The sequence below is a fragment of the Pseudomonas sp. GNP014 genome, from assembly GCF_054344005.1.
This window is the reverse complement of record NZ_JBTGUS010000001.1, coordinates 532,501-553,919: the sequence shown is the minus strand read 5'-3', so window position 1 is coordinate 553,919 and position 21,419 is coordinate 532,501. Positions and strand designations below refer to the sequence as shown.

Genomic DNA, 21,419 nt, shown 5'->3' with positions numbered 1-21,419 from the left:
CCAATCATCGTGGTCACGGTGCGCGCGCGGAAACTTGAGGTATACAATGCGCGCCATCGTGATTTAGCTCAGAAAAGGTGCGTCATGCAGCCCTTCGTAATTGCTCCGTCGATTCTCTCCGCCGACTTCGCCCGCCTCGGCGAAGAAGTGGACAACGTTCTGGCCGCCGGTGCCGACTTCGTCCACTTCGATGTCATGGACAACCACTACGTGCCGAACCTGACCATCGGGCCGATGGTCTGCGCGGCACTGCGCAAGTACGGCATCACCGCGCCGATCGACGCGCACTTGATGGTCAGCCCGGTGGATCGCATCGTCGGCGACTTCATCGAGGCCGGCGCCACCTACATCACCTTCCACCCGGAAGCCACGCTGCACGTCGATCGCTCGCTGCAACTGATCCGTGAAGGCGGCTGCAAATCCGGCCTGGTGTTCAACCCGGCGACCCCGCTGGACGTGCTCAAGTACGTGATCGACAAGGTCGACATGGTCTTGCTGATGAGCGTCAACCCGGGCTTCGGCGGGCAGAAATTCATTCCCGGCACCCTCGACAAACTGCGCGAAGCGCGGGCGATCATTGATGCTTCGGGCCGCGACATCCGTCTGGAAATCGACGGCGGCGTCAACGTCAACAACATCCGTGAAATCGCCGCGGCCGGTGCGGACACCTTCGTCGCCGGTTCGGCGATCTTCAATGCACCGAACTATCAGGAAGTCATCGACAAGATGCGTTCCGAACTGGCGCTGGCGCGCCCATGAGCGGTTTTGAGCAGCTGTTCCCGGGGCAACTGCCACGGTTGGTGATGTTCGATCTGGATGGCACGCTGATCGACTCGGTTCCCGACCTGGCGGCGGCGGTGGACACCATGCTGCTCTCCCTCGGGCGCAAGCCTGCCGGCATCGAGTCGGTGCGCGAGTGGGTCGGCAATGGCGCACCGGTGCTGGTGCGCCGGGCGCTGGCCGGCGGCATCGATCATTCGGCGGTGGATGACGTCGAGGCCGAGCACGCGCTGGAAGTGTTCATGGACGCTTACGGCGCCAGCCATGAGCTGACCGTGGTCTATCCGGGTGTGCGCGACACCCTCAAATGGCTGAACAAGCAAGGCGTGGCGATGGCGCTGATCACCAACAAGCCGGAGCGTTTTGTCGCGCCGCTGCTGGATCAGATGAAGATCGGCCGCTACTTCAAATGGATCATCGGCGGCGACACCCTGCCGCAGAAGAAACCCGACCCGGCCGCACTGTTCTTCGTGATGAAAATGGCCAACATCCCGGCCTCGCAATCGCTGTTCGTCGGCGACTCGCGCAGCGACGTGCTGGCGGCGAAAGCGGCGGGGGTCAAATGCGTGGCGCTCAGCTACGGCTACAACCACGGCCGACCGATTGCCGAGGAAGCCCCGGCGCTGGTGATCGACGATCTGCGCAAGCTAATTCCCGGTTGCCTCGGTACAGCCGCTGAGATAACGTTGCCCGACGCTGCTCAATCCCATTCTGGAAACGCCATCGTGGTGGTCACTCGCAAACTCTGGATGAAAGTCATCAAGGCCCTGGCCCGCTGGCGTTGGCGCGCCTGACTGTTTCCTGGCCGGCCCGCCGGCGCGTTTGCACACCTGACTGTTAGCACCTCACACCACGAGGCACCTCATGATCCGCGAAGAATTCCTGCGCTTGGCCGCCGACGGCTACAACCGCATTCCGCTGGCCTGCGAAACCCTGGCCGACTTCGACACGCCGCTGTCGATCTACTTGAAACTGGCCGACCAGCCCAACTCCTACCTGCTCGAATCGGTGCAGGGCGGCGAGAAATGGGGCCGTTACTCGATCATCGGCCTGCCGTGCCGCACCGTGCTGCGGGTTCACGATCATCATGTGAGCATCACCGTCGACGGCGTCGAGACCGAAAGCCATGACGTCGAAGACCCGCTGGCCTTCGTCGAAACCTTCAAGGCCCGCTACAACGTGCCGACCATCGCCGGTCTGCCGCGTTTCAACGGTGGCCTGGTCGGATACTTCGGTTATGACTGCGTGCGTTATGTCGAGAAACGCTTGGGCAAATGCCCGAACCCGGATCCGCTGGGTGTGCCGGACATTCTGCTGATGGTTTCCGATGCGGTGGTGGTGTTCGACAACCTCGCCGGCAAGATGCACGCGATCGTCCTCGCCGACCCGGCGCAAGCCGACGCTTACGAGCAGGGTCAGGCGCAATTGCAGGCACTGCTGGAAAAACTGCGTCAGCCGATCACCCCGCGCCGAGGCCTGGACTTCAGCAAGCAGCAGTCGGCTGATCCGGTATTCCGCTCCAGTTTCACCCAGGACGATTACGAAAAAGCCGTCGACACCATCAAGGAATACATCCTTGCCGGTGACTGCATGCAGGTCGTGCCGTCGCAGCGCATGTCGATCGACTTCAAGGCTGCGCCGATTGATCTCTATCGCGCCCTGCGGTGCTTCAACCCGACGCCGTACATGTATTTTTTCAACTTTGGCGACTTCCACGTCGTCGGCAGTTCGCCGGAAGTGCTGGTGCGGGTTGAAGACAACCTGATCACCGTGCGCCCGATTGCCGGTACGCGTCCGCGTGGTGCTACCGAAGAAGCGGACGTGGCGCTGGAAGAAGACCTGTTGTCGGACGACAAGGAGATTGCCGAGCACTTGATGCTGATCGACCTCGGGCGTAACGACACCGGGCGGGTTTCGGAAATCGGCTCGGTGAAACTCACCGAGAAAATGGTCATCGAGCGTTATTCCAACGTGATGCACATCGTTTCCAACGTCACCGGCCAGTTGAAGGCCGGGCTGACGGCGATGGACGCACTGCGGGCGATTCTGCCGGCCGGCACCTTGTCCGGCGCACCGAAGATTCGCGCGATGGAAATCATCGACGAACTGGAGCCGGTCAAACGTGGTGTGTACGGCGGCGCGGTTGGTTACTTCGCCTGGAACGGCAACATGGACACCGCGATTGCCATTCGCACGGCGGTGATCAAGAACGGCGAACTGCACGTGCAGGCCGGCGGCGGCATTGTTGCCGACTCGGTGCCGGCGCTGGAATGGGAAGAAACCCTGAACAAGCGCCGTGCGATGTTCCGTGCTGTGGCCCTGGCGGAGCAGACACCGGACGCCTGATCCACGCAAAACACTGGTAGGCCTTCGCCTGCTGGTGATTTCGGCCTGACATTCACCTTTAATGTTGGCTGATCCACCGCCATCGCGAGCAGGCGCAGGCCTGCATTGAGTTGTGCTCGGACCTAAAAAAAACGCGGCGCCTGTAAGGGCGCCGCGTTTTTTTATGCCGGCAAATCAGAAATCGAGGCTGACCCCGACGTTCACCCCTTGCTGGGTAAAGTCGTCATCCTTGCGCACGTTGTAGCTGGCGCGCAACGCCAGATCCTGAGTGAGCTTGTGGCTCACGCCCAGGTTCAGGCGATTGAGGTTGGTCTGCGGCTCGTAGCCTTCGAGGGTGAAACGATTGTTCGGCAGGCTGTTGAGGTTGATGGTCAGGTCTTGCCGGTCGTCGTTGTACTCACGCTCGTGAGCGAACTCGCCGAACACTTCGGTCTGTGCAGTGATCTGGTACTTGCCCTGGATGCCCAGGCCCAGACGCCGCGAGTTGCGCGACTGGTCATCGAAGGTCAGCGCGGTGGAATCCGCGCCTTTTTCCGAGTAACCATCCACTTCGGTCTTGCCGAAATCGGCGCTGACGAACGGCGACAGATGCCATGGACTGCTGGCCTGCTGCGCGATGTCGTAGCCGATGCGGCCGCTGATCGCCAGGACGTAGCCGTCGGTATCGCCTTTCTCTCCGCGCTCGTTGACCCCGAGCTGGAATTTACGCTTGAGGCTGTCGTAGTCGAGTTTGCCGGCGGTCATCGCCAGATCGCCCCACCAGCGGTTTTGCTGGTACTGGGCGAATGCGGTGCCCATGTAGGCGCTGAGTTTGTATTCCGAGTCGGCGTCGCCGGCTTCGAGTTTCTGGTTATAGAAACCCGCGGCCACACCGACACGCCAGGCTTCGTTGACGCGATAGCTGCCGCCGATGTTCAGGTTATAGCCGTTGCCGTCGGCACTGGCAGCGCTTTGCTGGCCGTCGAAATCCTGATGTTGACCGCCGCCGGCAACGATGGCGCGCCATTGGCCGATGCCCTGCCAGTTTTCCCAATCGGCCAGCCACTGGTTGCGCAGTTCATCCTGATGCGCACGCAACGAACCCTGGGCCATTTCCGGCAGCAGGGTCAGTTCCCACGGTGCTGCCAGCAGTGAGTAGGCGTAGTCGGCAATCAGCCGCTGGCCGGTTTCGGTCGGGTGCACCGCGTCGTTGTAAATCAGCTTGGTCGGATCCGGGGTGGCGCTGTTGATGCCGTATCGGGCGTTTTCTGTGCAACTGTTGCCGCTGAAGCAGGTGGCCGTGAGGTTCTGGTCCGTCGCGAGGCCGAACTGCGCCGGGTTGGCGAAGGCCTCTTTGAGCAGCACCGGAATGTTCAGGGGAATGATTTCAGCGTTGATGCCCTGCAGCTGGCTGACCAGCTCGGTGTTGAACTGGGCGCTGAGCTGCGAGGTGAAAGCCTGCAGCGGCGAGCCATTGACCGCCGGGGTCAGGCCGATGTCTGGCAGCAGCCAGACCATGATGTATTTGGCGCCGGCACCTTGCAGCGTACGTACGCTATCGGCCAGGCGATCGGCCGCCGAGTTGGCCTGGTCAAGACTGAGCACGCGACCCTGGAGGAAGTCGTTACCGCCGCCGGACAGGTAATACAGCGCGTTCGGGTCGGCACGGAAGCCGTTCGAGGGCAGGTAACCGGCGCGGGTGCGCTCACCGGTAGCCGATTGTGTGGTGATCGAGTCGAGAATCTGGTCGGTACGGTATCCGCCCACCGCCCAGTTGTTGCCATCCGCCAGCCCTTCGCCGGCACGCACCGCCGAGGACGAAGACGCGGTTTGATCAGGGCTGAAACCCAGTTTGCCGCCGATGATCTGGGTGGAGTTGAGGTCGCGGTTTTCGCCAGTGCCATCCTGGTACAGCGGGCCGGTGCGGTTGGTGTAGCGCTGCGTGGCGCCGGCCGGGCCGCCGGTGTCCCTGAAGGTCCCGGCATCGTTCAGGCTGTCGCCGAAGACGATGAAACTGGAATAAGGATTGGGTGCCGCATTGGCCTGGGCGCAGGCCAGAGCCAGCAGGCATCCGGCGAGCGGTACAAACAACGTCTGTTTGATCATGAGCAAGTCCGTTTATTTATTGTTTTAGGTGAACGAAACGACAGTACCAAAAACTCCCGGCATTTTGCCATCGGTCGCGAAGCCTCCCTTAGTTTTGTCCCCCGTCAGCCCCGCCATATTGCACGCTCTGCCCAGCTAAGTTACTGTGCCGGAACGTATGAACGAGACCTTCCCCGTGTTGATCGTCAGCAAACTACTGGATCAAGTCATCAAGGCACACGCCCGTTGGCGTTGGCGCGCCTGAATCTTTTTTGCCGGCCCGGCCGGATCTGTATCGCTTTGCCTTCCTTGCCCGTTTGAAATGCCGCTGTGCCGACGCCCTCTGCGCGTCCGACATCGTGCAGCGCCCTGCGGGCAAGTCATTCGAAGGCTGTCTTCAAGTCAGAATTCAAGAGGTTCGAAACGCCATGTTGCTGATGATCGACAACTACGACTCCTTTACTTACAACGTTGTGCAATACCTCGGCGAGCTGGGTGCCGAGGTCAAGGTCGTGCGCAACGACGAACTGACCATCGCCGAAATCGAAGCGCTCAACCCCGAGCGCATCGTTGTGTCCCCCGGCCCCTGCACACCGACCGAAGCCGGCATCTCCATCGAAGCCATCAAGCACTTTGCCGGCAAACTGCCAATCCTCGGCGTTTGTCTGGGCCACCAGTCCATCGGCCAGGCCTTTGGCGGTGACGTGGTGCGTGCCCGGCAGGTGATGCACGGTAAGACTAGCCCGGTATTCCACGAGGACAAGGGCGTTTTTACCGGTCTGAATCATCCGCTTACGGTTACCCGCTACCACTCGCTGGTCGTCAAGCACGAGACCTTGCCCGATTGCCTGGAGCTGACCGCGTGGACGCAACACGATGACGGCAGCGTCGACGAAATCATGGGCCTGCGTCACAAGACCCTGAACATTGAGGGCGTACAGTTTCACCCCGAGTCGATCCTGACCGAACAGGGCCATGAACTGTTTGCCAACTTCCTCAAACAAACCGGCGGCACGCGCTAAGGACTTCCCATGAATATCAAGACAGCCCTGAGCCGTATCGTCGATCACCTCGACCTCAGCACCGATGAAATGCGCGACGTGATGCGCGAAATCATGACCGGCCAATGCACTGACGCGCAGATCGGCGCGTTCATGATGGCCATGCGCATGAAGAGCGAGAGCATCGACGAGATCGTCGGCGCCGTGTCGGTGATGCGCGAACTGGCCGACCAGGTCGAACTCAAGACCCTCGACGGCGTGGTCGATGTGGTCGGCACCGGCGGTGACGGTGCCAATATCTTCAACGTGTCGACGGCGTCTTCGTTTGTCGTCGCGGCCGCCGGTTGCACCGTGGCCAAGCACGGTAATCGTGCAGTCTCGGGCAAGAGCGGCAGCGCCGACTTGCTGGAAGCCGCCGGCATTTACCTGAACCTGACGCCGGTCCAGGTGGCCCGTTGCATCGACAACGTCGGCATCGGTTTCATGTTTGCCCAGACCCACCACAAAGCCATGAAGTACGCCGCCGGCCCGCGCCGCGATCTCGGCTTGCGTACGCTGTTCAACATGCTCGGCCCGCTTACGAATCCGGCCGGTGTGAAACATCAGGTGGTGGGCGTCTTCACTCAGGCGCTGTGCCGGCCATTGGCCGAGGTCTTGCAACGTCTGGGCAGCAAACATGTGCTGGTGGTGCATTCGAAGGATGGTCTGGACGAATTCAGCCTCGCCGCGCCGACCTTTGTTGCCGAGCTGAAAAACAACGAGATCACCGAGTATTGGGTCGAGCCCGAAGACTTGGGCATGAAGAGCCAGAGCCTGCACGGGCTGTCGGTCGAAGGACCGGAGGCGTCGCTGGCGCTGATCCGCGATGCACTGGGCAAGCGCAAAACCGAAAACGGCCAGAAAGCCGCTGAAATGATTGTGCTCAATGCCGGTGCAGCGCTGTACGCCGCCGATCTGGCCACGAGTTTGAAAGAAGGCGTGGCGCTTGCGCACGACGCTCTGCACACCGGCCTCGCTCGGGAAAAACTCGAGGAGTTGGGTGCCTTTACCGCGGTATTCAAAGTGGAGAATGAGGGATGAGTGTACCGACGGTTCTGGAAAACATTCTGGCGCGCAAAGTCCAGGAAGTCGCCGAGCGCAGCGCTCGCGTCAGCCTGAGCGAGCTGGAAGGTCTGGCCAAGGCGGCCGATGCACCCCGTGGTTTTGCCCAGGCATTGCTGGCGCAGGCGAAGAAGAAGCAACCGGCGGTGATCGCCGAGATCAAGAAGGCATCGCCGAGCAAAGGCGTGATCCGCGAAAACTTCGTGCCTGCCGACATCGCCAAAAGCTACGAGAAGGGCGGGGCGACCTGTCTGTCGGTGCTGACCGACATCGATTACTTCCAGGGCGCCGATGCTTACCTGCAACAGGCCCGTGCCGCGTGCAGCCTGCCGGTGATCCGCAAGGATTTCATGATCGACCCCTACCAGATTGTCGAAGCCCGTGCCCTCGGCGCCGACTGCGTGCTGTTGATCGTCTCCGCACTGGATGACGTGAAAATGGCCGAGCTGGCGTCGGTGGCCAAAGGCGTTGGTCTTGATGTGTTGGTGGAAGTGCACGACGGCGATGAACTGGAGCGTGCGTTGAAAACCCTCGACACGCCACTGGTCGGGATCAACAACCGCAACCTGCACACCTTTGACGTCAGCCTCGAAACCACCCTTGACCTGTTGCCGCGCATTCCGCGCGATCGACTGGTGATCACCGAGAGCGGCATCCTCAACCGCGCCGATGTCGAGCTGATGGAAATCAGCGACGTCTACGCGTTCCTGGTGGGCGAGGCGTTCATGCGCGCTGAAAGCCCGGGCACCGAACTGCAGCGGTTGTTCTTCCCGGAGCGCGGTGGTCCGGTAGTCAGCGGTTCGACCCTCGACTGATCGATTCTTCGCAGGCGCCCGTACTTCCTGTGGGAGCGGGCTTGCCCGCGAAGGCGGCATAAGATTCACCTCAGACTCAACGTCCTATGGAAACCTTATGATCCCCACCTCCCTGACCATCGAAGCCGGCCTGCAAGCCGAACAGGACTTGCTTGCCTCCATCTGCGCCGGCGACGCCGAATTCGGTTTGCTGTTCTGGCAACCCAGCGATCACGCCTTGGTCATGCCACGCCGCCTCAACCGTCTGCCCGGTTTCGAGCAAGCCTGCGACATTTCTGCCGCTGCCGGCTGGCCGGTGCTGCTGCGTGAAACCGGTGGCGAGCCGGTGCCGCAATCCGCTTCAACCATCAACATCGCGTTGGTCTACGCTCCGCCCCGCAGCGAAGGCGACCTGAACCGCATCGAAACCGGTTACCGGCGATTGTGTGATCCGATCTGCGAATTGCTGGATGAGCTGGGTGGTCAGTCGTCCCTGGGTGAAGTTGACGGCGCGTTCTGCGACGGTCGTTTCAACGTCAATCTCGATGGGCGCAAGATGGTCGGCACGGCTCAGCGCTGGCGCCAGAGTCAGGGCGGACAACGCCCGGTCGGTCTGGTACACGGTGCGATGCTGATGGATAACGAGCGCGAGTCGATGGTGGCGGCCGTCAATCGCTTCAATGAAGCCTGCGGTCTGGAGCAGCGGGTGCGGGCTGAAAGCCACATTGCCCTGCACGAGAAGTTCGCCGCGCCAAATGCATTGGCGCGTCTTGATGAGCTGTTTCGTCTGATGCTGGCGCAGGTCTACAGCGCCTGACGTTACGCGCTTAGCGGGTGCCGAAGACCACCATGGTCTTGCCTTTCACATCGACCAGGTTGCGTTCTTCAAGATCCTTGAGCACGCGACCGACCATCTCCCGCGAACACCCGACAATCCGCCCGATTTCCTGACGGGTCACCTTGATCTGCATGCCGTCCGGGTGAGTCATGGCGTCCGGTTGCTTGCACAGCTCCAGCAGGCAGCGGGCCACACGACCGGTGACGTCGAAGAACGCCAGGTCGCCGACCTTACGCGTGGTGTTGCGCAGACGTTGTGCGATTTGTCCGCTGAGGACGTAAAGAATGTCCGGGTCCTGTTGGGACAGTTCGCGAAACTTGGCGTAACTGATTTCGGCCGTTTCGCATTCGACCTTCGCCCGCACCCAGGCACTGCGTTCCTGTTCCTGGCCCGCCTGTTCGAACAGGCCCAGTTCACCGAAGAAGTCTCCGGCGTTCAGGTAGGCGATGATCATCTCGCGGCCGTCGTCATCCTCGATCAGGATCGTCACCGAGCCCTTGATAATGAAATACAGCGTGTCCGAGCGATCACCCGCACAAATGATATTGCTCTTGGCCGCATGGCGACGGCGCTGGCAATGCATCAACAGCTTGTCGAGGTTCTTGATTTTGGGTGTGGGGGTAATAGCAACCATGGTTGTATCCCGAAAAGACTGCACGGTGATGTTTGATTTTTTATGAGGCGCTGAAGGCGGTCGCTACACAGGCTGACAATTGGCGCCAGCGAATTGGCGCCAGCTTACCAGACACTTCGTCGAAAATTCGAGAAATTACCTACGCCGTAGACGCATGCGTCCCACGATCGGCGCCCACTGTCAGAATGAATCCCTGTGCTAAGCTGGCGACCCTTTTTTTACAGTGGAGTCTTGGCGATGAAGGCACGCATCCAATGGGCTGGCGAAGCCATGTTCCTCGGCGAATCCGGTAGCGGTCATGTCGTGGTGATGGACGGTCCGCCGGACGCCGGTGGTCGCAATCTGGGGGTTCGGCCGATGGAAATGCTCCTGCTGGGTGTTGGCGGTTGCAGCAACTTCGACGTGGTCAGCATTCTGAAGAAGTCCCGTCAGGCCGTTGAAAGCTGTGAAGCCTTTCTCGATGCCGAGCGTGCGACCGAAGATCCGAAGGTGTTCACCAAGATCCACATGAAGTTCGTGGTCAAGGGCCGGGGCTTGAAAGAAGCCCAGGTCAAACGCGCCGTCGAGCTGTCTGCGGAAAAGTACTGCTCGGCCTCGATCATGCTCGGCGCTGCGGGCGTGGACATTACCCACGAGTACGAAATCGTCGAACTCGGTTGAAGCGACATTCAACTATCATAAAAGCAGTGCAGACTCTGGCGATCCCCCCGCTGACGTCTGCATGATGCGCCACTTTTTTCAGGGCAGTGATCGGTCAGCCGACGGGTCATCCGCCTGTACATATAACCAGAATCGCCATCGTGAAGAGGTGTTAACCGTCCTACGCAAGTGCTTTGTTCGCATTTGACGGGCATGCTTGATCACGCGGCTGCGCCGCAAGCACAGAGAGTTTCCAACGGTGAAAAGCAAACTCAAGCTCCACGGGTTCAATAACCTGACCAAGACCTTGAGCTTCAACATCTATGACATCTGTTATGCGGAAACCCCGCAAGACCAGCAGGCCTACGTCGAGTACATCAATCAAGAGTACAACGCGAAACGCCTGACGCAGATTCTCACGGAAGTTGTCGAGATCATTGGTGCCAACATCCTGAACATTGCCAGTCAGGACTACGAGCCTCAGGGCGCCAGTGTTACGATTCTGATTTCTGAAGAACCAGTGACCCCGACCGAAAGTCAGATCGAAGAGTCTCCGGGCCCCTTGCCCGAAATCATCCTTGCCCACCTCGACAAGAGCCACATTACGGTGCACACCTACCCGGAAATCCATCCGGACGACGGTATTGCGACGTTCCGTGTGGACATCGACGTGTCGACGTGTGGTGTGATTTCACCGCTCAAGGCGCTCAACTTTCTCATTCACCAGTTCGATTCGGACATCGTCACCGTGGATTATCGTGTGCGCGGCTTCACCCGTGATGTTGAAGGCAACAAGCACTTCATCGACCACGAGATCAATTCAATCCAGAACTACCTGTCCGAAGACACCCGCGACGCTTACCAGATGACCGACGTGAACGTGTATCAGGAAAACCTGTTCCACACCAAAATGCTGCTGAAGGACTTCGAACTGGACAATTACCTGTTCGGCGACGCCACCAGTAACCTGTCCGCTGAACAGCGTGCTCAGGTGACCGACCGGGTGAAACACGAAATGCTGGAGATCTTCTACGCGCGCAACATGTCAGCGTAAGATCTTCGGGCACAAAAAAGGCGACTACTTTGCGGTAGTCGCCTTTTTTATTGCCAAAGTACCGGGCCCTGTGGGAGCAGGCCTGCCAGCGATGAGGTCCTAACACACCCGGGCCATCAGATCCGATAAGTGCTCTTGGTCATAACCTTGGCCAACAGACTCATCCCGAACTTCACCGGCGCCGGAAAACGGAAACCACCTGCATCCAGCGCACTCTCCGCATGATGTTCTTCGTCGATGCGCATCTGCTCCAGAATCGCCCGGGACTTTTCATCCTCGGCCGGCAACTGCTCCAGATGCTCGTTCAAATGCTTGCACACTTGATGCTCGGTCGCCGCGACGAACCCGAGGCTGACCTTGTCGCTGATCAACCCGGCCACGGCACCAATCCCGAATGACATGCCATAAAACAATGGATTGAGCACACTGGTATGACTGCCCAACTGGTGAAGGCGCTGTTCGCACCACACCAGATGATCAATCTCTTCTTCGGCGGCATGTTCCATGGCTTCGCGCACCTGGGGCAACTTGGCGGTCAGCGCCTGCCCCTGATACAGCGCCTGGGCGCAGACTTCACCGGTATGGTTGATGCGCATCAGGCCCGCGACGTGGCGCGTGTCTTCATCGCTCATTTGCGTGTCCGGCTGCAGAATTGCTGGCGACGGACGGTACGGCTGGCCACTGAAGGGCAGCAGGGTGCGCATCGCGGCATCGGCTTGCAGCAGAAGGCGGTCAATTGGCGAGTAGTGACGTTGGGTAGTCATGCTGACCTCCGGGAAGAATCTCGGCGGCCAGTTTAACCGAATCGGCCGGGGAACGTTTGCGCTGGGTCATTTGCCGTACGGTACGGGATTTGTGCGTTCATGCTTTGAGTGGGAGCTGGCTTGCTCGCGAAGACGTCGGTACATGCAAAATATTCATGGCAGATACTCCGCTTTCGCGAGCAGGCCCGCTTCCACGGGATGTCCGGTGAATCAGCCCGGCGGCCAGTTCATCTGGCGCTGACCGAGCACATGCATATGGATGTGATAGACAGTCTGCCCACCCTTTTCATTGCAGTTCATCACCACCCGGAAGCCTTCCTCGCAGCCCAGCTCCAGGGCCAGGCGCTGGGCAGTGAACAGAATGTGTCCGGCCAGTGCCTTGTCGTCTTCGGTCAGGTCATTGAGGGTGCGCACCGGTTTCTTCGGGATCACCAGGAAATGCACCGGTGCCTGAGGGGCGATGTCGTGGAACGCCAGAACCTGGTCGTCCTCGTAGATGATCTTGGCCGGAATCTCCCGGTTGATGATCTTGGTGAACAGAGTATCCACTGCTGTTTTCTCCGTTGTGGGGGCTGGCCTGAGTGTACTCATGGGAAATGACCGCGCCCAGTGTTTTGCCGTAGGACCATTCAGCGCGGGCAGTAAGCCTTGTTGACCATGCCGACGATGGTGCGGTTGAGCCAGCGCGAACCAAGGCGCGGCAGAAAGGCGAACCAGCGGTTGCGCCGTCCGGGAATGATGATTGCGCGGTTTTTCTCCAGCGCGCGCACGGTGTACAGCGCGACTTCCTCGGGGCTCATCAGCAGCTTGCTGTTCTTGAGTTTGTCGTCGTTGAGCTGTGCGGTGCGGAAGAACGCGGTGCGGGTCGGTCCGGGACAAAGGACCGACACCTTGACCGCGCTCTGTTTGAGTTCAACCCGCAGCGCTTCGGAGAAGTGCAGTACGTACGCTTTGCTGGCGTAGTAGGTGCTCATCCACGGACCGGGATTGAACGCCGCCACTGAGGCGACATTGAGAATCTGCCCGCCACCCTGCAGGGCCATGCTGTTGCCGATGGCGTGACACAAGCGGGTGAGGGCGAGGATGTTCACTTCGATCAGATCCTGCTCGGTCATCCAGTCCTGGGCCAGAAACGGGCCGCAGGTACCGATGCCGGCGCAGTTGACCAACAGGTCGATCTGCCGGTCGCCTTCTTCCAGCTCCAGCAGGAAACCGGACAGGCGCAAAGGCTCGCCGAGGTCGCAGGCACGGAATAAAACCTCCACGCCAAACCGTTGGGTCAGTTCGATCGCGATACTTTCCAGCTGATCACGCTGTCGGGCCACCAGGATCAGGCTGCGGCCGCGCCGGGCCAGCGCTTCGGCCATGGCCAGACCGATGCCGCTGGAGGCGCCAGTGATCAGTGCGTAACGGGTCATGCAATTCTCCATCGCAACAGCTCCGCGCCGGCGACGCGGGTGTCACGGCGGGGAGCGCTGTTCATTCTTTCGCAGAGTCTACAGGGGCCTGCGCCGCTTCGGCTGCATCGTCAACGGAATTCGCTGCCGGCTCGACCTCCACGTCGACCTCGTCGGTGGTCACCGAGCCACTTTCGTAGCTGCTTTCCAGAGTGGTTTCGTATTCCTGCTGGATGGCCGAGATGCCGCCCAGCATGCCACCCACGAAAAACAAGCCGATAAAGACGATCCACAGAGAGCACAGCACTTTGACGGCCGTGGTGTTCGGCGGCGGCGGCGGCCCATAGCGATTGGCGTGGGTGTTGCCCGGCATGACCATGATCACCAGCGGGAAGAAACTGCCCACGAACGGTACAAGGGTCAGTAGCCATAGCCAGCCTGACCAGCCGATATCGTGCAGACGCTGAACGCTGAACAGGATGCCGACAATCATGAACGTCAGGAACAGGAAGAAGGCGAAGATGCCACCGATGATCAGGCCGGTGGTCGAGTCAGTGCTCACCAGGCCCAGACCGATCAGGGCGAATACGCTGACGATTGGCAGCGTCACCAGGCTCAGCACCATCGACCAGGCGAGGTAGCGCAGCCGTCCGATCCGCCCTTCGACGCTGAAGGGTTTGAGTGTGGCGAACGCCGGCAGGTTTTCCCCGACGCTGGCGCGGGGCGGTGCATAGGGTGAATCCGGCTCTGCGACGGCAGGGGCGTGATCCTGCACGTCCGACAGATTAAGCTCGATCGCCGTTTCGGCTTCGATTCGTGCGTCGATCCCGGTCTTGCTCAGCGCCTGCAGATAAGCTTGCGCGTCGTTGTGCGACAAATCGCGCTTGAGTGCCACGGTGCGGCCATTGAACAGGCGTTCGATGGCGGCCACGTCGCTTTTGAACAGGTTGGCCAGATTGAGCTTGGCCGTGGTGATATCGACACCGGGCTGCAGAGCACCGTCGAAAACGATCTTGTAACGGGGGTCGCTCATTACCGAGGCATCCTTGTCGCGAATGGTTTGAAAAGGTCATCAGTGTAAGGCCAGTCCCTGAGGCTGGCCGGATTTTTACCCACGTGGCCAGTGTTTCGCCAACTGGGTCGTGCGTCCCTGGGCCTGACGGTATTCAGCATCGAGGCGCGCGATCAGTTGATCAACGCTCGGCAGATCACTGATGTCGCCAACGCCCTGACCCGCAGACCATACGGTTTTCCAGGCTTTGGCTTCATCGTTGAGCGGCTTGAGCTTGTCGCCGAAATTAACTTCGCCCTTGCCTTGCAGCGCAGCCAGATCGAAACCGGCGGCTTCCAGGCTCTGGCGCATGAAGCTCGCCGGAACCCCCGACACGGCGGGAGTATGGATGATGTCCGCCGCTTTGGCAGTCAGCAGCATGTCCTTGTAGGCGTCAGATGCATGACTTTCGGTGGTGCCGATAAATCGCGTACCGAGGTAGGCCAAATCCGCGCCCAGCAACTGAGCGGCCAGAATCTCGTGGCCGTGGTTCAGACAACCTGCCAGCAACAACGTTTTATCGAAGAACTGGCGGATTTCGGCGATCAGCGCAAACGGACTCCAGGTGCCGGCGTGGCCCCCGGCGCCAGCCGCCACCGCAATCAAACCGTCGACACCGGCCTCGGCCGCCTTTTCGGCATGGCGGCGGGTGGTCACGTCATGAAACACCAGGCCACCGTAGCTGTGCACAGCGTCGACCAGTTCCTTTACTGCGCCGAGGCTGGTGATGACGATCGGCACTTTGTGCTCGACGCAAATGTTCAGATCCGCCTGCAAGCGCGGGTTGCTGTTGTGGACGATCAGGTTCACTGCATAAGGTGCCGGATTATCCAGCGTCGCCAGCCCCGCTTCGATCTGTTCCAGCCAGGCTTTGAACCCGCTGCTTTCACGCTGGTTCAGCGCCGGAAAACTGCCGACCACGCCATTGCGGCAGCAGGCGAGCACCAGTTCCGGGTTGGAAATCAGGAACATCGGCGCTGCTACTACAGGCAGGCGCAGACGTTGTTCGAGCAGAGCGGGCAGCGACATTATGAACACCCCAAGGATCTGTACTTGTTGAAGTTAGAACGGCTTGACCACGACCAGAATTACGATAGCCAGCAATATCAGAACCGGCACTTCATTGAACCAGCGATAAAAGACATGGCTGCGGGTGTTCTCGCCACGGGCAAAACGTTTTACCTGAGCGCCGCACATGTGGTGGTAGCCGATCAGCAACACGACCAGAGTCAGTTTGGCGTGAATCCAGCCACCCATGCTGAAAATGCTCGGATTCAGGTAAATCAGCCAGCCGCCGAAGATCAGCGTGGCGATCATCGCCGGGCCCATGATGCCGCGATACAGCTTGCGTTCCATGACGCTGAAGCGTTCTTTGCTGATCGTGTCTTCGCTTTGCGCGTGATAAACGAACAGCCGCGGCAAGTAGAACAGCCCGGCAAACCAGCACACGACGCTGACGATATGAAACGCTTTGATCCATAGATAGAGCATTTTTGGTTATTCCCAGGTTCACGGTAGCCCGGATAGTAGAGGCTTGAGCGTCCGCACGTCACCTTGACGGTTGTCGCAGGCGCGCGCGGCCCCTATTATCGACGGCTTTCCAGTGGGTTCTTTGAGGGCAGGTTATGGTCAAGGTCGGTATCGTCGGCGGCACGGGTTACACCGGTGTCGAACTGCTGCGTCTGTTGGCGCAGCATCCGCAGGCAGAAGTGGTTGTGATCACTTCCCGATCCGAGGCCGGTCTGGCCGTGGCTGATATGTACCCGAACCTGCGCGGCCACTATGACGGTCTGGCGTTCAGTGTGCCGGACATCAAGACGCTGGGCGCGTGTGACGTGGTGTTCTTCGCGACGCCGCACGGAGTCGCGCATGCATTGGCCGGTGAATTGCTGGCAGCGGGCACCAAGGTGATCGACCTGTCCGCAGACTTCCGTCTGCAGGACGCCGATGAATGGGCCAAGTGGTACGGCCAGCCGCACGGCGCGCCGGCGCTGCTCGACGAAGCCGTCTACGGGCTGCCGGAAGTCAATCGCGAGCAGATCAAGAAAGCCCGTCTGATCGCGGTGCCGGGTTGCTACCCGACCGCTACGCAGCTGGGTTTCCTGCCGTTGCTTGAAGCCGGTCTGGCTGACGCTTCGCGTCTGATCGCTGACTGCAAGTCCGGCGTCAGCGGTGCCGGTCGTGGCGCCGCTGTAGGCTCTTTGTACTCCGAGACGTCGGAAAGCATGAAAGCCTATGCGGTGAAAGGTCACCGTCACCTGCCGGAAATTCGTCAGGGCCTGCGCCGCGCCGCCGGTAAAGACGTCGGCCTGACCTTCGTGCCGCACCTGACCCCGATGATCCGTGGCATTCACTCCACGCTCTACGCGACTGTTGTTGATCGCTCGGTGGATCTGCAGGCGCTGTTTGAAAAACGTTATGCCAACGAGCCGTTCGTCGATGTGATGCCGGCCGGCAGCCATCCGGAAACCCGTAGTGTGCGCGGCGCCAACGTCTGCCGCATTGCGGTGCATCGTCCGCAGGATGGCGACCTGGTGGTGGTGTTGTCGGTGATCGACAATCTGGTCAAAGGTGCGTCGGGTCAGGCTGTTCAGAACATGAACATCCTGTTCGGGCTGGACGAGCGTTTCGGTTTGTCCCACGCCGGCATGCTGCCGTAACACGTTAAGCCGCACAGCAAAAAGGCCCGTCAAACGGGCCTTTTTGCATTCTGGGCAGTTGGTCGGGTTTATTGATATACCGTAACAATAGTTGACCGATTTTCTAGGACAAGCGGATAATGCGCGTCATCACGCATTATGGCGGCGTAACGCCGGGAGATAGTCAGCATGAGCGTCGAATCCTTCACCCCCACGGCTTTGCAATTCACCCAAGGTGCTGCGCACAAGGTGAAGAGCCTGGTCGATGAAGAGGGGAATGATCGCTTGAAGCTGCGCGTATTCGTTACGGGCGGCGGTTGTTCAGGGTTTCAGTACGGTTTCACCTTCGATGAAGATGTGGCCGAGGACGACACCATCGTCGAGCGCGAAGGCGTGAGCCTGGTGGTTGATCCGATGAGCTTCCAGTACCTGGCCGGTGCCGAAGTCGACTACCAGGAAGGTCTGGAAGGTTCGCGCTTCGTGATCAAGAACCCGAACGCCACCACGACCTGTGGTTGCGGTTCTTCGTTCTCGATCTGATCGCACTGCGCTACACACAACAAAACGCCACAGAGCCTTACGGTTCTGCGGCGTTTTTTGTTGTCTGCGTTTTGCTTAGTTAGGGTAGATCGCACCGAGTACGCGCAGGCCTTTTGCACCGGTAACACTCGGGCGGTTGGCGGCTATGCCTTCGAGGCAGCAATGGGCCAGCCAGGCGAAGGCCATGGCCTCGACCCAGTCTGGATCGACGCCGTGGCTGGCAGTGCTGGCGACGATTGCATTCGGCAGTAGATCCGCCAGGCGTTTCATCAGCGTGGCATTGTGTGCGCCGCCGCCGCAAACCAACAACTCTTGCGTGTCCGATTGAGCGCTCTGCAGCGATTCGACGATGCTCAGCGCCGTCAATTCGAGCAGCGTGGCCTGGACGTTCTCTGCGGCGAAGGTCGGCAGTTTCGAGAGGTGTCGCTCCAGCCAAGGCAGGTTGAACACTTCCCGGCCGGTGCTTTTCGGGCCTTTGGTAATAAAGAACGGGTCACTGAGCAGAGCTTTCAGCAGGGCCGGTTCGACGCGGCCAGTGGCTGCCCATTGGCCGTTGCGATCGTAGTTTTCACCCCGTTGCTGATGAATCCAGGCGTCCATCAGCACATTTCCCGGGCCACAGTCGAAACCGGCTACCGGCTTGCTCGCCTCAATCAGGCTGAGATTACTGAAACCGCCGACATTCAAGACGGCCTGGTTACCGCTACGCTCTTCGAACAACGCCTCATGAAAGGCCGGCACCAGCGGTGCGCCCTGGCCGCCGGCTGCGACGTCGCGGCTACGGAAGTCGCTGACAACGGTGATACCGGACAATTCAGTCAGCAGGGCCGGGTTGCCAATCTGCACGGTGAAGCCACGTGCCGGCTCATGGCGAATGGTCTGCCCGTGGCTGCCGATGGCGCGAATGGCTTGCGGTTTGAGTTGCTGTTGTTCAAGGAGGGTGTGAATACCTTGCGCGGCGAGTTTCACCCAGTGTTGCTGGGCAATCGCCGAGCGGGCGATCTCGTCGGGGCCGCTGGCGCACAGGCTCAAGAGCTCAGTGCGCAGGGAGTCAGGCATGGGAATGTAGTGGGTGGCGATCAGTTTGATCGCCGAGGTTTGCTCAATCAGGGCGATGTCCAGCCCGTCGAGACTGGTTCCGGACATCACACCGATATACAGGGCCATGACTTAGCGCTTGCTCGAGGCCAGCATGGTGGCCTTTTCCTGGTCCATGCGCGCCATCAGTGGCTGGCTCTGCGCCAGGAAGCGGGCACGTTCGGACTTGGCGATCGGGTCGGCCATCGGCAGCTTCTGGCCCAGTGGATCGACGTGTACGCCATTGACCTGGAATTCATAGTGCAGGTGCGGACCGGTGGACAGGCCCGTGGTGCCGATGTAACCGATCACTTGGCCCTGCTTGACGGTACCGCCGGTTTTCACGCCTTTGGCGAAACCTTGCATGTGGCCGTACAGCGTGCGGTAGGTATTGCCGTGCTGGATGATCACGGTATTGCCATAGCCACCACGGCGACCGGCCAACAACACTTTTCCGTCACCGGCAGCCTTGATTGGCGTACCGCGCGGAGCGGCGTAATCGACGCCTTTATGGGCGCGGATCTTGTTGAGGATCGGATGTTTGCGGCCCATGGAAAACTTTGAGCTGATGCGGGCGAAGTCCACCGGCGTGCGGATGAACGCCTTGCGCATGCTGTTGCCATCGGCGGTGTAGTAACTGCTGTTGCCTTGTTTGTTGGTGTAACGCACGGCGGTGTAGGTTTTACCGCGGTTGGTGAAGCGTGCAGACAGGATGGGACCGGTTCCGACTGCCTTGCCGTTGACCACTTTCTGCTCGTAGATGACGTCGAATTCGTCGCCCTGGCGGATGTCCTGAGCGAAGTCGACGTCGTAGCCGAAGACGCTGGCCATATCCATGGTCAGGCTGTGGGAGAGGCCTGCACGGGCGGCGGACTGCGAAAGCGAGCTGTTGATGACACCGTGTACATAAGCGGTGCGAACCGTAGGTTTTGCGGTGACCCGGTTAAACGCATAACCCTTGTCGTTCTTGGTCAGGGAAATGGTTTCGACGTCGCTGACCTTGCTGTGCAGGCTGGCCAACTGGCCTTCAGGCGTCAGTTCAAACTCCAGCTTCTGGCCGTGTTTCAACTGACTGAACTGCTTGGCTTGCTTATCGCTGGCGAGTACCTCGTGCACTGCGGCAGCCGGAAGGCCGACCTTTTCGAACAGCGTGGACAGGGTGTCGCCCTTCGACACGACGACTTCCCGATGGCCGGGAGCTTTTGGTTTTTCGGCGACCTTGGCTGGCTCTGGCGCGGCTTCAGCGGTTTCCGAGGCGGATTCGTCAGAGTTTTCGATCTGGGCAAACGGCGAGGCTACTGGCTCATTTGTGGCTTGAACCGCGTCAGCAGCGTCTTGATCTTGTGTCAGTTGTTCAGCAGGACTTTCCAGTTCAAGGCTCAGGGTCGTCTTTTTGGCTTCAACATCACTGGAAGGGAATACCAGGAGTGCCAGGCTGAGAAGGGCGGCGATACCACTTGCTGCGAGCAGGTGGGTCTTCGGGTAAAGCGGTGGCGCTTTAGACGGTTCTGTGGTCATAAGTAATTTTGACTTTGAAAAAAGATGAATTGGAAAAGATGAATGACATGATGAAGATGAAATAACTGTATAAAATATAACCAAATCATCTCTGAAGCAAGTCTACAGACAGTCTGTCTGTGGATTGGTGTCCGTGCGCCGGGCAAAACTTGTAATTGGTGCGCGATCTTGTATGGTTGGTTCCCTTTGAATCTGAGCCTTGCGGGTCTGTTATGAAGTCGGTTGAAGAGCAGCTAGCGCTGATTAAACGTGGTGCGGAAGAACTATTGGTCGAGTCCGAGCTGATCGAGAAGCTCAAGCGCGGCCAACCGCTGCGTATCAAGGCTGGTTTCGATCCGACAGCGCCGGATCTGCACTTGGGTCATACCGTGCTTATTAATAAGCTGCGCCAGTTCCAGGAGCTGGGGCATCAGGTGATCTTCCTTATAGGTGACTTCACCGGAATGATCGGTGACCCGAGTGGAAAGAGCGCCACGCGCCCTCCGCTGACTCGCGAGCAGGTTCTGGAAAACGCCGAGACTTATAAGACTCAGGTGTTCAAGATTCTCGATCCGGCGAAAACCGAAGTCGCGTTCAACTCCACCTGGATGGACCAGATGGGGCCGGCAGACTTCATTCGCCTGACGTCGCAGTACACTGTTGCGCGGATGCTTGAGCGCGATGACTTCGACAAGCGCTACACCACCAATCAGCCAATCGCTATTCACGAATTCCTCTATCCGCTGGTGCAGGGTTACGACTCGGTTGCTCTGCGCGCCGATGTTGAGCTGGGCGGTACCGACCAGAAGTTCAACTTGTTGATGGGGCGTGAGCTGCAGCGTGGATATGGTCAGGAGGCTCAGTGCATTCTGACCATGCCGTTGCTTGAAGGTCTGGATGGCGTGAAGAAGATGTCCAAGTCGCTGGGCAACTACGTCGGCATTCAGGAAGCACCGGGCGTCATGTACAGCAAGTTGGTGTCGATTCCGGATGCGCTGATGTGGCGCTACTTCGAGCTGCTCAGTTTCCGCTCGATGGATGAGATCAATGCGTTGCGTGCCGATGTCGAGGCAGGCGCCAATCCGCGCGATGTAAAAATCAAGTTGGCTGAAGAGATCGTGGCACGTTTCCATGGTGAAGAGGCTGCGGCCAATGCTCACCGCGCCGCGGGCAATCGTATGAAGGATGGCGAACTGCCGGATG

Annotated in this window: 22 protein-coding genes (1 of these 22 running past the window's edge); 12 read left to right on the top strand and 10 right to left on the bottom strand. The window is 59.6% G+C overall.

The genetic code is table 11. From position 1 onward, the window contains the following. Nucleotides 1-84: 84 nt before the first annotated feature. The 3 genes from rpe (at nt 85) to trpE (ending at nt 3,126) form a co-directional block, all read left to right on the top strand. Nucleotides 85-759, top strand: coding sequence for a ribulose-phosphate 3-epimerase (rpe, locus tag ACXX9E_RS02675; protein ID WP_003228808.1), 675 nt, complete (start codon nt 85-87; stop codon nt 757-759). Further along, on the top strand, nt 756-1,574 hold the full coding sequence (locus tag ACXX9E_RS02670) for a phosphoglycolate phosphatase (protein ID WP_128616095.1): 819 nt from the start codon (nt 756-758) through the stop codon (nt 1,572-1,574). The genes rpe and ACXX9E_RS02670 overlap by 4 nt, the downstream gene beginning before the upstream one ends. Before the next feature lie 70 nt (nt 1,575-1,644). Further along, entirely contained in the window at nt 1,645-3,126 is a 1,482-nt protein-coding gene (gene trpE, locus ACXX9E_RS02665; protein WP_222834189.1) for an anthranilate synthase component I, read from the top strand. A 174-nt stretch (nt 3,127-3,300) separates the two neighbouring features. Here the strand turns inward: trpE and estP are convergent, their stop codons facing one another. Continuing rightward, on the bottom strand, nt 3,301-5,211 hold the full coding sequence (estP, locus tag ACXX9E_RS02660) for an esterase EstP (protein WP_458554996.1): 1,911 nt from the start codon (nt 5,209-5,211) through the stop codon (nt 3,301-3,303). 407 nt (nt 5,212-5,618) lie between these two features. Between estP and ACXX9E_RS02655 the strand changes: the two genes are divergently transcribed. From ACXX9E_RS02655 to ACXX9E_RS02640, 4 genes are all read left to right on the top strand, one after another. Next, entirely contained in the window at nt 5,619-6,212 is a 594-nt protein-coding gene (locus ACXX9E_RS02655; protein WP_128616092.1) for an aminodeoxychorismate/anthranilate synthase component II, read from the top strand. Between the two features lie 9 nt (nt 6,213-6,221). Further along, nucleotides 6,222-7,271: an anthranilate phosphoribosyltransferase gene (trpD, locus tag ACXX9E_RS02650; RefSeq protein ID WP_096817925.1), complete on the top strand. Its 1,050-nt coding sequence runs from the start codon at nt 6,222-6,224 to the stop codon at nt 7,269-7,271. Next, a complete protein-coding gene (trpC, locus tag ACXX9E_RS02645) occupies nt 7,268-8,107 on the top strand; it encodes an indole-3-glycerol phosphate synthase TrpC (protein ID WP_123469231.1) in 840 nt (279 codons plus the stop codon). Before trpD ends, trpC begins: the two co-directional genes overlap by 4 nt. A 97-nt stretch (nt 8,108-8,204) precedes the next feature. Beyond that, complete coding sequence (locus ACXX9E_RS02640; RefSeq protein ID WP_186746583.1) at nt 8,205-8,903, top strand: lipoate--protein ligase family protein; 699 nt, start codon at nt 8,205-8,207, stop codon at nt 8,901-8,903. 10 nt (nt 8,904-8,913) lie between these two features. Here the strand turns inward: ACXX9E_RS02640 and crp are convergent, their stop codons facing one another. Beyond that, nucleotides 8,914-9,558 carry a cAMP-activated global transcriptional regulator CRP gene (gene crp, locus ACXX9E_RS02635; protein ID WP_008088598.1) on the bottom strand — a complete coding sequence of 215 codons (645 nt, stop codon included), beginning with the start codon at nt 9,556-9,558 and terminating at the stop codon, nt 8,914-8,916. 237 nt (nt 9,559-9,795) lie between these two features. Between crp and ACXX9E_RS02630 the strand changes: the two genes are divergently transcribed. Both ACXX9E_RS02630 and speD read left to right on the top strand, forming a co-directional pair. Further along, on the top strand, nt 9,796-10,218 hold the full coding sequence (locus ACXX9E_RS02630) for an OsmC family protein (protein ID WP_123469228.1): 423 nt from the start codon (nt 9,796-9,798) through the stop codon (nt 10,216-10,218). Between the two features lie 238 nt (nt 10,219-10,456). Beyond that, nucleotides 10,457-11,251: an adenosylmethionine decarboxylase gene (speD, locus tag ACXX9E_RS02625; RefSeq protein WP_123469226.1), complete on the top strand. Its 795-nt coding sequence runs from the start codon at nt 10,457-10,459 to the stop codon at nt 11,249-11,251. A gap of 116 nt (nt 11,252-11,367) precedes the next feature. Here the strand turns inward: speD and coq7 are convergent, their stop codons facing one another. From coq7 to hemJ, 6 genes are all read right to left on the bottom strand, one after another. Then, nucleotides 11,368-12,015, bottom strand: a complete 648-nt coding sequence (gene coq7, locus ACXX9E_RS02620) for a 2-polyprenyl-3-methyl-6-methoxy-1,4-benzoquinone monooxygenase (protein ID WP_123469224.1) — start codon at nt 12,013-12,015, stop codon at nt 11,368-11,370. A 210-nt stretch (nt 12,016-12,225) separates the two neighbouring features. Beyond that, nucleotides 12,226-12,564 (bottom strand): histidine triad nucleotide-binding protein, encoded by a 339-nt coding sequence (locus tag ACXX9E_RS02615; protein ID WP_003228789.1) that lies wholly within the window; start codon nt 12,562-12,564, stop codon nt 12,226-12,228. A gap of 80 nt (nt 12,565-12,644) precedes the next feature. Then, nucleotides 12,645-13,433 (bottom strand): SDR family NAD(P)-dependent oxidoreductase, encoded by a 789-nt coding sequence (locus ACXX9E_RS02610; protein WP_123469221.1) that lies wholly within the window; start codon nt 13,431-13,433, stop codon nt 12,645-12,647. A 61-nt stretch (nt 13,434-13,494) separates the two neighbouring features. Next, nucleotides 13,495-14,445, bottom strand: coding sequence for a DUF805 domain-containing protein (locus tag ACXX9E_RS02605; RefSeq protein WP_458554995.1), 951 nt, complete (start codon nt 14,443-14,445; stop codon nt 13,495-13,497). A gap of 75 nt (nt 14,446-14,520) precedes the next feature. Continuing rightward, a complete protein-coding gene (locus ACXX9E_RS02600; protein ID WP_458554994.1) occupies nt 14,521-15,492 on the bottom strand; it encodes an NAD(P)H-dependent flavin oxidoreductase in 972 nt (323 codons plus the stop codon). Between the two features lie 33 nt (nt 15,493-15,525). Continuing rightward, nucleotides 15,526-15,954, bottom strand: coding sequence for a protoporphyrinogen oxidase HemJ (hemJ, locus tag ACXX9E_RS02595; RefSeq protein ID WP_053124346.1), 429 nt, complete (start codon nt 15,952-15,954; stop codon nt 15,526-15,528). Between the two features lie 134 nt (nt 15,955-16,088). Here hemJ and argC point away from each other — a divergent pair, with 134 nt between their 5' ends. After that, entirely contained in the window at nt 16,089-17,123 is a 1,035-nt protein-coding gene (argC, locus tag ACXX9E_RS02590) for an N-acetyl-gamma-glutamyl-phosphate reductase (protein WP_123469215.1), read from the top strand. Nucleotides 17,124-17,291: 168 nt separating this feature from the next. Beyond that, entirely contained in the window at nt 17,292-17,642 is a 351-nt protein-coding gene (erpA, locus tag ACXX9E_RS02585; protein ID WP_003228776.1) for an iron-sulfur cluster insertion protein ErpA, read from the top strand. Nucleotides 17,643-17,717: 75 nt separating this feature from the next. On the opposite strand, the gene ACXX9E_RS02580 is transcribed toward erpA, so the two are convergent. Further along, on the bottom strand, nt 17,718-18,809 hold the full coding sequence (locus ACXX9E_RS02580) for an anhydro-N-acetylmuramic acid kinase (RefSeq protein WP_186746592.1): 1,092 nt from the start codon (nt 18,807-18,809) through the stop codon (nt 17,718-17,720). A 3-nt stretch (nt 18,810-18,812) separates the two neighbouring features. Beyond that, entirely contained in the window at nt 18,813-20,237 is a 1,425-nt protein-coding gene (locus ACXX9E_RS02575; protein ID WP_128616085.1) for a peptidoglycan DD-metalloendopeptidase family protein, read from the bottom strand. 212 nt (nt 20,238-20,449) lie between these two features. Here ACXX9E_RS02575 and tyrS point away from each other — a divergent pair, with 212 nt between their 5' ends. Continuing rightward, nucleotides 20,450-21,419: the 5' portion of a tyrosine--tRNA ligase gene (tyrS, locus tag ACXX9E_RS02570; protein ID WP_186746594.1), read on the top strand. Its footprint extends 230 nt past the window's final position; 970 of the gene's 1,200 nt are visible here — the first part of the coding sequence; the start codon lies at nt 20,450-20,452; the stop codon falls past the right edge of the window.